This window comes from Janibacter sp. A1S7 (assembly GCF_037198315.1).
GTDB classification, from domain to species: domain Bacteria; phylum Actinomycetota; class Actinomycetes; order Actinomycetales; family Dermatophilaceae; genus Janibacter; species Janibacter alittae.
The window spans coordinates 2327586-2344152 of the sequence record NZ_CP144913.1; the positions used below are offsets into that span (position 1 = coordinate 2327586).

Sequence of the window (16567 nt, forward strand, 5' to 3'; positions counted from 1 at the left end):
TTCGATTCACATCTGGAACTGGAAGAACGAGAGCCCCGGGAAGAGCGCAAAGAGGACGGTCACGGGAAGCACACCGAAGACGACGGGGATCATCATCGTGATCTCCTTCTTGCCACCGACCTCCATGATCTGGCGCCGTCCTTCCTCACGGACGTCCTGTGCCTGTGCCCGCAGGACCTCGGCCAGGGGTGTACCCCGCTCCACGGCGACGACGATCCCGTCGACGAAACGGGCCAGCGAGATCAGGCCGGTTCGATCGGCGAGGCCCTGCAGCGCCTTCTGCAGGCTCGCTCCGGCACGGGCATCCGCCAGGCACCGGCCGAGCTCGTCCGACAGTTCCCCCTCGGACAGGCGCACGACCCGCTCGAGGGCGCCGGTGGTGCCTTCCCCGGCGCCGACGGCCAGAGCGAGCAGCTCGGCGACGGTCGGGAACTCGGCGAGCATCCGCTCCTCGCGTCGGTTCGCCTCACGAGTGAGCAGGGCGTCGCGTGCGACCACCCCGCAACCGAACCCCAGGGCGATGAGCAGGATGAGCAGCACCGGTGACCGTCCCTCGCTGGTGACGGCGAGCACTCCGAACACACCACCGAGGGCTGCACCGGCAAAGCCGTACAGGACCTGCTCGGCCCGGAAGTGATCGGTGTCCGGGGCACGGCCGGCGCGCTGCAACCGTCGGCCCACCGAGTGCGTCCCCCCGAGCACCGACTCGACCCGACCGGCGAGGTCGGTGACGAGCGGACGCAGGACGGTGGGGATGATCGCGGCCAGGGGCACCTGCTCGACCTCGAGCAGACGGGAGGGGCGGGGAGTGTCGCGCAGGTAGGGGGCCAACCGGTCATCCAACGTGGCCCGTCGGTTGCGTGGCAGCCCCTGCAGGACGAGCAGCACGCCCAGGGCGAGGACGAGTCCGAGGGCCGCACCACTGCGTCCCGGGCCGATGGAGTGGACGAGGTCGGTCATCGCAGTACCCGTTCTTCCTCGGGAAGACGACCGATACGGACCATGACCTGGTAGGCCAGCACGGAGGCGCCGGCGCCGAAGGCGAGCACGACCGCTCCGGCGGTGGTGTTGTAGGCCTGTACCGACTCCGGTCGAGTCGAGAGGAAGGCCAGGACGATCCACGGGGCGGCGACGGCCAGGCGCGCGGCACTGACCGTCCAGGACTGGCGGGTCTCCAGCTCACTGCGGGTGCGGGCGTCCTCGCGCAGGAACGCCGACAGCGTCCGCAGCAGTGACCCCAGATCGGACCCGCCGACCTCTCGTGCGATGCGCAGGGACTCCACGAGCCGGTCCCCGACAGGGTCGGACAACCGGTCCTTGAGACGATCCAGGCTGTCGTTGAAGCGTCCCGTCGTTCGGTAGTCACCGGCGAACTCCGCGAATGCCGGGCGCAGCTCCTGTGGACCCCGGACCGCCAGTTGGGCCAGGGCTTCCGGCAGTGCCAGTCCGGCCCGCACCGCCGATGTGACGTTGTCAACTGCATCGGGCCACAGCTCCCGCAGTTGTGAGCGCCGCGACCGGGCGCGCATCCGCACGACCGCCAGCGGAACCCAGCCGGCCATGACCGCGAAACACAGGGCGATGCTGGGGACCCGAGTCATCGCCGTGACCGTGACGAGGACGAGGACGAAGGCGATGACGCAGGCCGCGAGCAGGCCCACCGGTCCCACTCCCCGGTACCCGGCCTGCGCCAGCTCGTCACGCAGTCGACGCATGACGGGGTTCTCCCCGCGGCCGCGCCTGACCTCATCCTCACGGGGCCACATGGACCACCAGATGAGGAAGAGCCCTGTACCGAGCACGGCTCCCACCACGACCCCCGTCACGGACGACCACGCCCGAGGAGTGCCGCCAGGTCGTACCCGGCGTGCTCGAACCGCTCCCGGTGCGGGGGGTAGCCGTCGGCCCGCACCAAGGTGCCGTCGCGAGTGGTGAAAATGTCGGTCGTCTCCACGACATCGTTCTCGATGCGGCCCGGCAGCGCGACGATCTCGCGGACCCGGCGCGTACCGTCCCCCTCGACCGCGGCGTGGACCACCAGGTCGATCGAGCCGGCCACGGTCGGCACGACGAAACGTGACCCGACGTTCTCCCCGGCCAGGAGCGGAAGGGTGCACATCTTCGTCACGGCCTCCCTGGCGGAGTTGGCGTGGACGGTGCACATCCCGGGCAGGCCGGAGTTGAGGGCGATCAGCAGGTCGAGGCTCTCGGCCTGGCGCACCTCCCCGACGATGATTCGGGAGGGGCGCATCCGCAGAGCCTCCTTGACCAGGCGCCGCAACGGGATCTCCCCCGCACCCTCGAGGCTGGGCTGCCGGCACTGCATCGCGACCACGTCGCGCCGCGGGATCTTCAGCTCGAAGACCTCCTCGCAGGTGATCACCCGCTCGCGAGGTGGTAGCGCTGCGGACAGGCAGTTGAGCAGCGTCGTCTTGCCCGCCTGCGTTCCGCCCGAGACCAGGATGTTCAGACCGGCCCTCACCGCAGCCTGCAGGAAGGCCGATGCCTCCCGGGTCAGCGTCCCCAGACGTACCAGATCGTCGAGATGGTCGGCCTTGACGACGAACTTGCGGATGTTGACGGCCCAGTGCTCCCGGGTGATGTCCGGGATGACGACGTGCAGCCGGCTGCCGTCCGGCAGGGTCGCGTCGACGAATGGCGAGGAGAGATCGATGCGTCGCCCCGAGGACTTCAGCATCTTTTCGACGAGGTCACGCACCTCGTCTCCGGTGAGCACCGTCGTCGTCAGCTCGGCGACGCCGGTGCGCGCGACGAAGACCTGGCTCGGCGAGTTGATCCAGATCTCCTCCACGAGCGGGTCGTCGAAGTACTGCTGCAGCGGTCCGAAGCCCGCCACGGTGTCGAGGACGGCCTTGACCGCGGCCTCACGGTTGCCCAGGACGGGGAGCCCACCCTGAATGCTGCGGTCGTCGTAGTCACTGACGGCCTCACGCACGAGGTCGGCGACCTCTCCCGACTCGCGTACCGGGTCCAGACCGGTACGGCGGATCAGCTCCCGCACCTCTGTCTCGACCGTCTCGACCGCGTCCATGTTCCTGCCCCCGTGTGGCTCGTCTTCAGTGGCGAATCGCTCCCCCTCGCCCGGGAGACGCTAGCGATTTCTCGGGAGTTCGCATCTTGAAAATCCACAGGCCACCCGGAGCAGGCCCCTTTCCCCCCTCCTGTGGACAACCGGACGCCCGGTCGGATTCCAGTGCCTACCGTGCCCACATGCTCCTGCAGATGACCGTTGTCGATGCCCGACGTGGCGCCGAGCGACCCGTGGAGGTCCGTGCCGAGAGCGATGACACGGCCGTCGACCTGCTCGAGGCCCTGGGCTTCGGGCCGGAGACGGTCATCCACGTCGATGGCGCAAAGGTCCCACCTCAGGCGCCGATCGGACTACCTCCCCTGCTCGACGGGAGCGTCCTCGTTCTCGGCCACGACGAACCGGTGACGAGGCCAACAGGCCGTGCCCCCCTTCGTCTCACGACGACCACGGGGCCCGACGGCGGACGGATGCTGTCGCTGACGCCCGGCCGTCACGTGGTCGGCCGCGGGGAGATGGCCTCCTTCCGACTCGCCGATGACACTCTCTCGCGCGAGCACCTGGCCGTGTCGGTGGACCGCGACGGCGTCCTCGTGCACGAGCTGGATGCGACCAATGCCACCCACGTCGACGACGAGGCCGTGCCCGACCAGGGGGTACGCGCCCGGGTCGGTAGCCGCGTGCACGCCGGGAGCACGACCTTCGCCCTCGAGGCCCCGCGGTCACGCCCCTGCCGTCGGCGACCCAGCGGATCGGGGACGATCGTGGTCAACCCGACCCCGCACCTGCCCTCCGCGCACAGGCCGGCACGGATCACGATCCCGCAGGAGCCGAGTTCCCCGGCCCGACGGCGCATTCCCTGGGTGATGGTCCTCCTACCCCTCCCCTTCGCGGCACTGCTTGCCGTCTTCTTCGGACCGCGGATGCTCCTCTTCGGGCTGCTCACACCCGTCCTCGCCATCGGATCGACCCTTTCCGACCGTTCGTCCGCGCGCCGTGACCACCGGGACGCCCTGGCGAAGTGGGAGTGCGAGCGGGCGCGAACCGGCGAACAACTCACGAGCGCCCTGGCACGGGAACGTCGGCAACGTCTCCGGTCGGCCCCGAACGCGACGGCACTGCTCGACGCGGCCCGGGGCGACTCCACGCGGTTGTGGGAGCGCCGTTCCGGGCATCGGGAGCACCTCGACCTGCGCCTCGGGACGGGCCCGCTTCCGGCCCGGCTCGAGGTCGACCGTGGACACGGCGAGAAGGACCACCCCGTGCTCGAGGACGTCCCCCTCGTGGTCGACCTCGAGGAGGCATGTGTGCTGGGGGTCGCCGGTGGACGTGGGGAACGCGACCGGATCGCACGTCACCTCCTCGGGCAGTTGACGGTCCTGCACTCCCACCACGACGTGCAGATCTCGGTGGTGGCCTCGGCCGAGGGGTGGTGGTCCCCCTTCCGCTCCCTCGTGCACCTGCGGGAGCACGACGACGTGCCCTGGTCGAACCGGACCACGACCGACGAGGACGATGCGCTCACCCTCTTCGCCGGTCACGCCGCCACCGTCCGGGAGCGTGCTCGACAGCGCTCCGGTGCGGGAACGGAGGCTGCCCGCCCGACCGCGCTCGTGCTCGTCATCGACGACGTCGACCGGTGGCGCGGCGACCCGAACCTGCGCACCGTCCTCGAGCACGGACGCGCCAACCGCGTCCTGGTCGTTGCCCTCGCGGACACCGTCGAGAGGCTCCCGCACGAGTGCGGTGCCCTGGTACGGCTCGACGGCCACCGGATCGCGCTACAGGTCGCTGGTACGCAGGCCGCCCACGGTGTCGTCGACGGCGTCGGCCCGGCGTGGGCCCACCGTGTTGCCGCCGCGTTGGCCCCCCTTCGGGATGCCACCCCCGATGACTCGGGCGCCGGCCTGCCGGAGGCAACCCGACTGATCGACCTGCTCGACATCGATCCTGACGACCGGGAAGCGATCCGGACCGCCTGGTCGGGCGGGTCGACCGACCTGGACGTCGTCGTCGGGCTCGGACCCGACGGTGAGTTCCGCATCGACCTGCGCCGCGACGGCCCGCATGCGCTCGTCGCCGGCACCACGGGGTCGGGCAAGTCGGAGTTCCTGCAGAGCTGGGTGGCCTCACTCGCGGCGCGCTCGTCGCCGGACGAGATCACCTTCGTGCTCGTCGACTACAAGGGCGGCGCCGCGTTCGCCGAGTGCGCCCACCTGCCGCACACCGTCGGCGTCCTCACCGACCTCGAGCCGGCACAGGCCGAGCGCGCCCTGACCAGCCTTGATGCCGAGCTGACCCGGCGCGAGCGGATCCTGGCCGCATCCGGGGCCACGGACGTCGACGACCACAGGGGTTCTCCACTACCGCGTCTGATGATCGTCATCGACGAGTTCCGGATGCTCGCCGAGGAACAGCCGGAGGCCATGGCCCATCTGATGAGGATCGCCGCCGTCGGCCGGTCTCTCGGCGTGCACCTCGTGCTGGCCACGCAGCGTCCGGGAGGCATCGTGTCCGCCGACATCAAGGCCAACGTCAACCTGCGCATCAGCCTCCGGGTGCGCGATCGGGCCGACAGCGATGACGTGCTGGGTGTCCCGGATGCCGTCGACCTCCCCGAGTCCGCTCCGGGACGAGCCCTGGCGCGGACCGGAGGGTCGCCCGCCCGCAGCTTCCAGACCGGCCGAGTGGCCGGCCACGAGGCCCCGGGGCCCGGCGCCGTCCTCGTGCGCGACCCCGGGTCGCCATGGCCGGCGACGTCGCGACGCACGGACGTCGGCCCCACCGACCTGCAGCGACTGGCGGCCACGCTGACCTCCGTCGCAGGGGACCTCGGGATCGCCCAGCCGCACCGCCCGTGGTTGCCTCCCCTGGCCCAGGCCCTCGCCGTCGAGGAGCTGCCCGTGCCCCATGGTGACGACCACGGTGCCCCCTTCGCGCTCGTCGACCGTCCGGAGCACCAGGAGCAGGTGGCCTTGACCTGGTCGCCGGCCGGGGGTCACTGGATGGTCGTCGGCGGTCCGGGCACCGGGCGCACCACCAGCATCGCCGCGATCGTCACGGCGGCCGGCCGCCGGTGGGGGCCCGGCCGACTACAGGTGCAGGTCATCGGCGACGGGTCCTCCCTCCTGGGCGGCCTCGCCCGTCTACCGCATGTGGGCAGCGTGGTCGATGGCGAGGACCGACCGCTGACCCGCCGCTTCCTCACCCGTCTGGAGGACGACGTGGCGCAGCGCCGCGCGCGGCTGCGCACCAGCGGTCACTCGACACTCGACGCGTGGTGGGCAGCGTACGAGGCCGACCCTGTCGGTGATGCCCCCCCGCCACACCTGCTGCTGGCCGTCGACGGATGGGGACGCGTCACGCAGCCCCGTGGCGGGGCCGACCTCGGCGAAACCGCCGAGCTGCTCGAGGCCCTGCTGCGCGACGGCATGGCAGCGGGTGTGTGCGGCGTCATCACCGGTGGTCGCGAACTGCTCTCGGGGCGGATCTCCTCACTCGTCACTTCCCGGATCGTGCTGCACCTTCCCGACCGGGGAGACGCCTCCCTCGCCGGACTGACGCCGGCGGAGACCTCCGGGCCACGGATCCCGGGGCGGGGACGGTTCCAGCCCAATGGGCACCTGGTCCAGGTGGCGCAGCCTTCCGACGAATCATCCACCGGCACGGGGCGCGCGTTTCCCGGTCACGAGCATCCGCGCGCCTGGCGCGTCGAGCCACTGCCCGAGGAGGTTGCCGTCGACCGGCTCCCGGAACCGACCACCGAGCAGATACCGCTGGGCCTGGGTGGCTCGGGGATCGAACCGGTGACCTGGCGTGTTCCCGGCGCCCGCCGATTGCTCGTCTGCGGCCCCCCGGGAAGCGGCCGCACGAGCACCCTCGTCACGGTCGCCGGGCAGGCCCTGTCCACAGGTCGCCCGGTGGTGCTCATCGGCGAGGGTGACCTGACCGGACATCCCGACCTCGCCGGTGCCGAGGTCTGCGCGCCGGACGGTCGAGAGCACCTCATCGCCCTGCGTCGCAGGCATCCGGACCTCGTCGTCGTCATCGACGACGCCGACCGCGTCGAGGACGACCCCGTCGCCGACGTGCTCAAGGAGATCCTGCGTCGGGTCGACAGCGACCGGGGGCTGGTCGTCGTATCGACGGCCACGCAAACGGCTGCCACCCGGGTCCGTGGGCTCATCGCCGAGCTCGCACGCGCCCGCACCGGGATACTCCTGCAGCCGACGACCCGCAGCGACGGCGACGCCCTCGGTCTGCGCGTCCCACCGCTGCAGCGCATCCCCGGCCGCGGGTATCTGATCGCCCAGGGCCGGGCCGAGGAGGTCCAGGTGGCGAGAGGGACCACGCCGGGAGGGCAAGGGTGAGCGGATCGAAGGCGCAAGGTGGGATCGGCCCGACTCAACCCGCCGCCCGGGCCCGTATGACAAGGCGCGGGTCGAATACCAACGAGTCCGGGCGGTGCGGCAAGGGCAGATCCCACTCGTGTCGCGGCATACCCGAGAGGATCAGGCCAGCGGCGGCGTGCGCGGCGGCGAGGTGCGCCGTTCCCCCGTCGCCTCGAAGGCGGCAGCCATGGTCAGCAGCGCGGTGTCGTCCCAGCCGCGACCGGCGAAGGTCAACCCGACCGGCATCCCGATGTCGGCCATCGTGCCCATCGGGACGGTGACCGTCGGGATGCCCAGGTGGCGCGGCACGAGGTTGCCGTTGGCCACCCACACGCCGTTGCGCCACCCCAGGTCCGCCGAGGACTCGCTGACGTCCATGTCGGCGGGACCGACGTCGGCCACTGCGGGGAAGATCACGGCATCCAGGCCGAGGTCGTCCATCCACTCCTCGAGGTCCACCCGGCGGGTCTCCTCGAGGCCACGCAGACCCCCTTCGAGCAGCGGGAGCGAGGTGACGTCCTCGACGACCCCGACCTCACGGGCCCGCGTGACGTAATCGGCCAGGTCGAAGTCGAGCTCCCCGTAGCGGTCGGGCAGTGCGCCCTCCGGCTGCGGGAAGATCGCCGGACCGTCGACGTCCGCGAGCCGGTGCAGGCGGGGGTCGCCGTTGGCGCGCAGGAAGGTCTCCCAGCCCCACATCGCCTGCTGCCAGATCTCCTCCTCCAGATACCCCTGCGGCAGCAGGCCCCGGGTGGCGACCGTGGGGGCACCGGCACGGTCACCCTCGTAGTTCGACACGACCGGGAAGTCGGTCTCGACGACCTGCGCGCCGGCCGCCTCGAGGTCGGCGCGCGCCGCCTCGAAGAGAGTCAGGACGCTGGGTCGGGGCACGATCCGCTCCCCCGTCGGCCCACCGAAGCCGCTGCCGGTCCCGGCCTCCTCGTCGGTGCCCAGGTACATCCGTGGCACCCCCAGACGCAGTCCGCGAAGGGGGCCACCGTCCCCCGTGCGCAGGGCCGGGTAGGAGTCCGGCCGCACGCTCGAGGACGCAGGCACCTCGACCCACGGCTGGGTGCGCCACAGGTCACCCGTCGTGTCCGGGTCGTCGACGACGACGACGTCGAGCACCTCGAGCAGGTCGGCCATGCTGCGGGTCTGCGGGACGACGACGTCCATCGACGGCACGAGGGGCCAGTTCCCCCGCACCGAGATCACCCCTCGCGAGGGCGTGTAGGCGCACAGGGCGTTGTTGCTCGCCGGCGCCCGGCCGGAGGACCACGTCTCCTCGCCGAGCCCGAAGGCCGCGAAGCTCGCCGCCGTCGCCGTCCCCGACCCGTTGGACGAGCCGGAGGCGAAGGCCGCGGTGAGGAAGGCGGCGTTGTAGGGACTCTCGGCGCGGCCATAGACACCCCGCTGCATCCCGCCGTTGGCCATCGGCGGCATGTTCGTCAGGCCGATCAGGACCGCGCCGCCCGCGCGCAGGCGCGCGATGGTGAAGGCGTCGTGCTGGGCCACCAGGTCGGCGAAGGCCGGGGATCCGCTCGCACAGGTCAGCCCCCGGGCCAGGTAGGAGTCCTTGGCCGTGTACGGGATCCCGTCGAGCGGCCCGAGCGGACTCCCCTCGGCGCGTCGACGGTCGGCGGCCCGGGCCTCCGCGAGCGCCTGCGGGTTGGGCACGACGACGGCGTTGAGCCGGATCCCGTCGGAGTCGTAGGCGGCGAGCCGGTCCAGGTAGGTCCGGACCAGCTGCTCGCTCGTCGTCCTGCCCGAGGCCAGCGCGGCGCGCAGAGACGCGATGTCCGCCTCGACGACGTCGAAGCCGCCGGTCACAGTGCCCGGTCCTCGAGGTCGTGCGCCGGCGACAGCACGGCCGCGGCGATGCCCAGGAGCGCCAGGAGCGCCAGGCCCAGACCGAACCACAGCCCGGTGGACGTGCCCAGCGTCCACGCCGCGGGCAGGAGCAGCAGGTTCCACACGACCGTCGGGGTCCGGGGCCACAGCCGTCCGCGCAGCCAGGACATCCCGACCGCGAGGAGCAGGATGGCGAAGATCAGCGAGACCACGAGCGACATGGACGCCGTGTTCGCGTCGAAGGCCCGGTCGGCGAGCAGTTCCAGGGCGTACGACCCCGCGGTCACGAAGAGCAGGGCGGACTCGACGAGGCAGACGGCGCCGGCCACGCGCGGAGGCACGAGATGGTCAATGGGAAGCTGCGGAATGCTCACGCCAGCAGGGTAGGTGACGCGGCACACGTCAAGTGACACCTGAGTAAGCCTCGACACAACGGGTGGTCATCGCGGTATCTTGGACCTTCGTGTGCCTGACACAAGGAAATTTTTCCGGCCATCCGGATCGTTGACCCGCAGGCACCACCGACCCAGGCCACTGACGACCTCCCCCCGACACCAAGGAGCACATCCCCCATGGATTGGCGCGACCGCGCAGCCTGTCTGGACGAGGATCCAGAACTCTTCTTCCCCATCGGCAACACCGGCCCCGCGATCGCGCAGATCGAGGAGGCCAAGAAGGTCTGCCGCCGATGCGAGGTCATCGACGAGTGCCTCCAGTGGGCTCTTGAGACCGGTCAGGACGCCGGTGTCTGGGGTGGACTCTCCGAGGACGAGCGTCGCGCGCTCAAGCGCCGAAAGGCCCGCGCCCGCCGCGCCGGCTGACCTCCCACGCACGCTGACCACCGTCTCCGAGCACCTGCTCGGGGGCGGTTTCGTCGTGGGCGGGCCGTCAGGGATCCACACGGCGCAGGCGGGCGCTGAAGCGCACCCTCGTCCCCCTCGGCTCGGCATCGTCCCAGCGGATCTGACCACCGAGGTCCTGGACCATCGACGTGACGATCCGCGTCCCCAGCCCGGCGCGACTGGGTCGGAACCCCCTCGGCAGTCCGGCACCGTCGTCGACGACGGTGACCCGCAGGATGTCGCTCTCCCCCTCGTCGGAGCGGTGCGCGTCGACCTCGACGGTTCCACCATCCGGGATCCCGTGCTCGACGGCGTTCTGGATCAGCTCGGAGAGGATGAGCCCGATCGCGGTTGCGTCCTCGGCCTGCATCATGCCGAAGGAACCGGTGAAACCCGAGGTGATCGCGCCCGTCGTCCGCGCCACCTCCACGACCGCCCGGAGTCCCCGCACGGCGATGGTGTCGAAGTCGACCGTCTCCGCGAACCCGGTGCTGAGCGCCTCGTAGATCATCGCGATGACACCGACACGTCGCTCGGCCTCCGTCAGCGCGATCCGGGCGGACTCCTCCGGCATCCGCCGCGACTGCATCCGCAGCAGTGCAGCCACCGTCTGGAGGTTGTTCTTCACCCGGTGATGGATCTCGCGGATGGTCTGGTCCTTGGTCATCAGCTCCTCGCCGCGCCGCCGCAGCTCGGAGATGTCACGGACGAGGACGATCGCCCCGTGGCGGCGCCTCCCCGTCATCAGGGGGATCGCGCGCATCGCGAGCGCGGCCGCGTCCGTGGCGACGTCGGCGCGCCACGCCGCGCGTCCCATCGCGACCATGGCCAGGCTCTCGTCGACCTGCCCGACCTGCTCGGCGAGGCCGCTGACCACGTGGGCGAGGACCTCCGACTCGAGAGGCCCCTTGTGCCCCAACTGGCGGATGGCACTGACCGCATTGGGCGAGGCGTACTCGACGCTCCCCGATGCATTGAGCCGGATCACCCCGTCGCCCACCCGCGGCGCGCCCTGCCGCACACCGATCGGTGAGGACCCGGGCGTGGGCCAGCTGCCCTCGGGCACCATCGCGAAGAGGTCGTCCCCCATCGCTCCGTAGCTCTCCTGGAGCCGGGTGTCCGGTCGGCCGCTGTCGAGCAGGTCGTGGATGCTCAGCACGGCGATCGTCCGGCCGCCCCGGCGCACCGGCCGTGCCCGCTCGTGGATCAGGTCCTGCCCGCGGGTACGGACGTGCTCACTCATCCCCTGCTCGGCGGCATCGGTGACGAGCTCCCCGAAGACCGCGCTCGCGCCCAGGCCGACGGCGTCCTCGACGAAGACCATCGGTCCGGTCATCGGCCGGGTGTGGGCGGCGGCGACCCAGCCGTCGTCCTGGGCGAGCCACAGGACGAGGTCGCTGAAGGCGAGGTCAGCGAGCACCTGCCAGTCCTCGATGAGCAGGTGCAGTCGCTCCATGTCCCCCGCTTCGAGGCCGGGGGTGATCCGCAGGAAGTCCGCCAGTGTCTGCACGTCGCGATCCTAGCGACGGGCAGGCACCCGTCAGCGGGACACCGAGCGCAGCGTGCGCAGCGCGACCGACAGCGCGGCCACACCGGGGTCGCTCAGTCGGCGGATGCCGGTGAGCTGGGTGTCGACGCGCTCCACGGCCTCGTCGTGCTCGTGGCGCCACGCCGTGTAGCGCTCCTGCGCGTCGGCGCCGTCCTGGTCGAGGACCGAGCGGGTCAGTGCCTGCAGGGTCGCGTAGAGGTCGTCCCGGAGCGCGGCCCGCGCCAGCGAGTCCCACTGCTGCTCGCGGGGCAGGTGGGTGACCATCGTGAGCAACTCGTCGATGCCGAAGGACTCCGACAGCAGGAAGTACGTCTGGGCCACCTCGCGCGGCGTGCGACCGGAGTCGTGCGCCATGTCGATGATGTCCAGGAGGGCGAAGCTGTCCAGCAGCGAGGCCGTCGACCGGGCGAGGTCGTCGGGCACCCCGTCCTTGACGAGCTCATCGGCCTTGTGCCGTAGACGGTCCGCCTGCGACCCGTCGAGGAAGGTCGGGACCATCGGCGCGAGCCGTGAGACCTCCGCGAACCGTTCGATCTCCTCCGCCGGTTGCAGCCGTCCCGGACGGGAGGCGAGGAACCACCGCACCGAGCGATCCATGAGTCGACGGAACTCCAGGTACATGCGGGTCTGCACCTGGGTGGGCACCACCGTGTCGAGGGTCTCGACGCGGGCGACGAAGTCGTCGAGCCCGAAGACCTCGCGGCTGACGAGGTAGGCGCGGGCGATCTGGACCGGCGTCGCACTCGTCTCCTCGACGGCGCGCTGGACGAAGGTGATCCCACCACGGTTGACGATGTCGTTCGCCACGGCCGTGATCACGATCTCCCGGCGAAGGGGGTGCCCCGCCAGGTCCTCGGCGAACCTGTCGTCCCGCAGCGGGCTGGGGAAGTAGTTGCGCAGCTGGCGCCCGGTGGCCGGGTCGTCCGGCAGGTCCGAGTCGAGCAGGTCCTCCTTGAGGGCCATCTTGGAGTAGGCGAGCAGCACCGCCAGCTCCGGCGAGGTCAGACCCCGGCCCTCCTCGAGGAGGTCCTTCATCTCGGCGGTACTGGGCAGGAACTCCAACTCGCGGTCCAGATCGCCGCGATCGGTGAGCGAGGCCATGAGCCGCTCGTGCACGGTGATCATCGAGCCGCCCTGGGCACGCGCATTGCCCAGCAGGACGTTCTGCTCGTAGTTGTCGCGCAGCACCTGCTCGGCGACCTCGTCGGTCATCGACGCGAGCAGATCGACGCGGTCGTCATCGTCGAGGGCCCCCCGCCGGATGGCCTCACCGAGCAGGATCTTGATGTTGACCTCGCGGTCCGAGGTGTCCACACCGGCGGAGTTGTCCAGGGCGTCGGTGTTGATCCGCGCTCCTGCGTGGGCTGCCTCGATGCGACCGCGCTGGGTGGCCCCCAGATTGCCCCCTTCGCCGACCACCCGGGCACGAACCATGGAGCCGGTGATGCGGATGGCGTCGTTGGCCCGGTCACCGACCGCCGCATCGGACTCCTGCGCGGACTTGATGTACGTGCCGATCCCGCCGTTCCACAGCAGGTCGACCGGTGCCTGCAGCACCGCGTGGATGAGCTCACTGGGGGTGAGGTCTCCGGGGCCGTCCAGTCCGAGCGCGCGGGCGGCCTGCTCGCTCACCGGCACCGACTTGGCGTTGCGGGACCAGACGCCGCCACCCTCGCTGATCAGGGACCGGTCGTAGTCGTCCCAGGTGCTGCGCGGGAGGGCGAAGAGGCGCTCGCGCTCGGCGAAGGAGGATGCGGCCACCGGATCGGGGTCGATGAACACGTGCATGTGGTTGAAGGCGGCGACGAGTCGGATGTGCGGTGACAGCAGCATCCCGTTGCCGAAGACGTCGCCGGCCATGTCACCGACCCCGACGACGGTGAAGTCCTGCGTCTGGGTGTCGTGACCGAGCTCGCGGAAGTGTCGCTTGACCGACTCCCAGGCGCCGCGGGCGGTGATCCCCATCCCCTTGTGGTCGTAACCGACCGATCCGCCGGAGGCGAAGGCGTCGTCGAGCCAGAAGCCGTACTCACGGGCGATCGAGTTGGCGAGGTCGGAGAAGGATGCGGTCCCCTTGTCGGCCGCCACGACGAGGTAGGAGTCGTCGCCGTCGTGCCGGACCACCGCCTTCGGCGGGACGATCTCGCCGTGGACGCGGTTGTCGGTGACGTCGAGCAGACCCGAGATGAAGCTGCGGTACGCCGAACGACCGGCCGCCAGCCAGGCATCTCGGTCGAGCGCAGGGTCGGGCAGCGCCTTGGCGAAGAACCCGCCCTTGCTCCCCGTCGGCACGATGACCGCGTTCTTGACCATCTGCGCCTTGACGAGCCCGAGCACCTCCGTGCGGAAGTCGTCGCGCCGGTCGCTCCACCGCAGTCCTCCTCGGGCCACCGCGCCGAACCGCAGGTGCACGCCCTCGACCTGGGGGCTGTGCACCCAGATCTCGAAGGCCGGGTGCGGCTTGGGCATGTCCGGGACCCGGGCCGGCTCGAGCTTGAAGGACATCCGCGGCAGGGGCGCGCCGACCTCGTCGGTGCTGAAGTAGTTGGTGCGCAGCACTGCGCGGACGAAGCCGCGGAAGGAGCGGATGATGCGGTCGTGCTCGAGCGAGGACACGTCCTCCAGTGCCGCATCGATGCGGGTGCTGACCTCCGCCTCGGCTGCCTCGCGCTCATCTCCGGCGCTCGCGTCGAAGCGGCCCGGGTCGAACCGCGTCTCGAACAGCTCGACGAGATCCCGCGCGACCTCCTGGTGCTCGACGAGCGCGGACTCGAGCGTGCGTTGCCCCCAGGAACTGCCCATCTGGCGCAGGTAGCGGGCGATCGCCCGGATCAGCGCGACCTGGCGCCAGGTCAGGCCGGCACGGATGACCAGCGCATTGAATCCGTCGGAGTCCGCACTGCCCGACTGGACGGCAGCGACCGTGGACTCGACGAGGTCGCGCAGTCTGTCGTGGTCGTGCGCCTCCCACACCGCGGGGTCGTCGACGCGCAGCCTGAAGTCGTAGATGCCCGCGGTGACGCCGTCCTCGCGGGTGAGCTCATAGGGCTTCTCCTCGGTGACCTGGACGCCCAGGTCGCGGAAGATGGGCATGAGGTCATCCAGGATGAGCGCCTCGATGCTGAAGATCTTGAACCGGCGGACGGTGGGATCCGCGGCGTGCCCGTGGTTCGGGCGGGGGTTGTACAGCGCGCAGGCGAAGGGGGTCCCCCGCTCGAGCAGCGCGAGGTTCTTCAGGTCGGCCACGGCCTGGACGGAGTCGAAGTCCTCCTCGTAGTCGGCGGGAAAGCCGCCTGCCCACGGGGAGATCAACTGCTCGGCGACCTGTCGACCGACGAGCTCCTCCGCCTTGCGGGTGAGTCGCTCCTCCCACGTCAGGACTGCCCCGGTGATCGCCTCGTCCAGGTCGTCACGGGCCCGCCCCTCGGGCAGCCGGACCCCGTTGCTCCCCCGCAGGATGTAGTACAGCCGGGCCATCGGCTCCTCGGAGACGTGCGCGGTGAAGGTGACCTCGTCCGCGCCCGTGGCTTCGCACAGCCGCTCCTCGACCCGGTGGCGAACCACGGTGGTGTAGCGGTCACGGGGCAGGTAGATCATCGCCGTGACGAACTGACCACCGGAGTCCAGCCGCAGGAAGGCGGCCGTACGCATGCGGTGGACCATCTGCTGGATGCGGGTGACCACCCGCAGCAGGTGCTCCACGGGGGCCTGGAAGAGCTCGTCACGAGGGAAGGTCTCGAACAGCCGTCGGGCGAAACCACCGGAGTGGCTGTTGCGGGACCACCCGGAGCGGTCGAGGACCGCCTGCACCTTGTCGGCGATGAGCGGGATCGTCAGCACCGAGCTGGTGTAGGCGGTGGACGAGAAGAGGCCGGCCAGCCGACGCTCCACGAGCGTGCCGTCCTCGTCGTGGACCCGCACGGCGATGAGGTCGGGATGGGTCACCCGGTGCACCGGGAGGACCGACCGCGACTTGCCGATCGACAGGCACGTGCCGGCAGCGGCCTGCTCGAGGGAGCCGCCGCCGAGCGGGGTGATCGACTCGGCGGTGGAGTCCTCTCGGAGCATGCCCAGCCCACTGCCCGGGATGGCGGTGATCGCGACCGAGCCGTCGGCGGAGATCTCGACCTCGTGGTCGCGGACACCGATGAAGGTGAAGTGGTGGTCGACGAGCCATCGGAGGAATTCTGCGGCCGCCTGCTGCGATGCGCTCGACCCCGGCCCGCGGCCCGCCTCGAGATCGGCCGCCAGCTCCAGAGTCGCCTCCTGCATCGGCTGCCAGTCCTCGACCGCCATCGCGACGGCGTCGATGACCTCGCGGACGCGCTCCTCGACGACCGCGTGGTCGCACCGGTCGGCGAGCTCGATGCGGATCCACGACTCCTCGACCGCGTCGGCGCCGGCGTGGCCCCGTCTGGGATCCACGTCGAGGACCTCGACCAGCGTTCCCTGCTCGTCACGACGGACCGTGAACTGCGGATGGAGCAGCAGGGCGACACCGATGCCCTGCCCCGCGAGCTCGCCCAGGACGGAGTCGACGAGGAAGGGACGATCAGCGGTGACGATGTGCAGGACACCGTCTGCGGCGCGGACGACGGTCTCCTCGGGCCGGCGCCGCAGGGCAGCGTCACGGTGGGCGCGCGCCATGGCGACCAGAGCCTCGGCCCCCCTCCCCTGCAGCTCGGTGGTGTCCCCGTGTCGCAGGTACCGCTCCACGAAGACCGGGTCGACTCCGGCTGAGGTGGCGGCCCGGTCGAGTGCTGCAGGATCTCCGAGCACGGCGTCAGGGGCGGAAGTGGCAGGCAGTTGAGCCATGGATGGGCGTCCTCGTTCTGCGTCTCGCGGGTGATCGGGACGGCGTTGTCCCCAGGTCGAGCCTATCCCC

The 16567-nt window shown here is 70.9% G+C and carries 9 protein-coding genes; 2 read left to right on the forward strand and 7 right to left on the reverse strand.

Translation table 11 applies throughout. The features are described 5' to 3' along the window. Positions 1 to 6: 6 nt before the first annotated feature. From V1351_RS11250 to V1351_RS11260, 3 genes are read right to left on the reverse strand one after another with little or no spacing between them, the layout of a single operon-like run. Entirely contained in the window at positions 7 to 960 is a 954-nt protein-coding gene (locus V1351_RS11250; protein WP_338748247.1) for a type II secretion system F family protein, read from the reverse strand. After that, complete coding sequence (locus V1351_RS11255) at positions 957 to 1826, reverse strand: type II secretion system F family protein (RefSeq protein ID WP_338748248.1); 870 nt, start codon at positions 1824 to 1826, stop codon at positions 957 to 959. Before V1351_RS11255 ends, V1351_RS11250 begins: the two co-directional genes overlap by 4 nt. Beyond that, on the reverse strand, positions 1823 to 3052 hold the full coding sequence (locus tag V1351_RS11260) for a CpaF family protein (RefSeq protein WP_338748249.1): 1230 nt from the start codon (positions 3050 to 3052) through the stop codon (positions 1823 to 1825). The genes V1351_RS11255 and V1351_RS11260 overlap by 4 nt, the downstream gene beginning before the upstream one ends. Before the next feature lie 179 nt (positions 3053 to 3231). Here V1351_RS11260 and V1351_RS11265 point away from each other — a divergent pair, with 179 nt between their 5' ends. Next, positions 3232 to 7419 carry an FtsK/SpoIIIE domain-containing protein gene (locus tag V1351_RS11265; protein WP_338748250.1) on the forward strand — a complete coding sequence of 1396 codons (4188 nt, stop codon included), beginning with the start codon at positions 3232 to 3234 and terminating at the stop codon, positions 7417 to 7419. A gap of 141 nt (positions 7420 to 7560) precedes the next feature. Here the strand turns inward: V1351_RS11265 and V1351_RS11270 are convergent, their stop codons facing one another. Both V1351_RS11270 and V1351_RS11275 read right to left on the reverse strand, forming a co-directional pair. Beyond that, entirely contained in the window at positions 7561 to 9270 is a 1710-nt protein-coding gene (locus V1351_RS11270; protein ID WP_338748251.1) for an amidase, read from the reverse strand. After that, entirely contained in the window at positions 9267 to 9665 is a 399-nt protein-coding gene (locus V1351_RS11275) for a hypothetical protein (protein WP_338748252.1), read from the reverse strand. The genes V1351_RS11270 and V1351_RS11275 overlap by 4 nt, the downstream gene beginning before the upstream one ends. 198 nt (positions 9666 to 9863) lie before the next feature. Between V1351_RS11275 and V1351_RS11280 the strand changes: the two genes are divergently transcribed. Then, entirely contained in the window at positions 9864 to 10112 is a 249-nt protein-coding gene (locus V1351_RS11280; protein WP_338748253.1) for a WhiB family transcriptional regulator, read from the forward strand. 67 nt (positions 10113 to 10179) lie between these two features. Here the strand turns inward: V1351_RS11280 and V1351_RS11285 are convergent, their stop codons facing one another. Further along, entirely contained in the window at positions 10180 to 11643 is a 1464-nt protein-coding gene (locus V1351_RS11285) for a sensor histidine kinase (protein ID WP_338748254.1), read from the reverse strand. 30 nt (positions 11644 to 11673) lie between these two features. Then, positions 11674 to 16497 (reverse strand): NAD-glutamate dehydrogenase, encoded by a 4824-nt coding sequence (locus V1351_RS11290; protein ID WP_338748255.1) that lies wholly within the window; start codon positions 16495 to 16497, stop codon positions 11674 to 11676. Positions 16498 to 16567 lie beyond the last annotated feature (70 nt).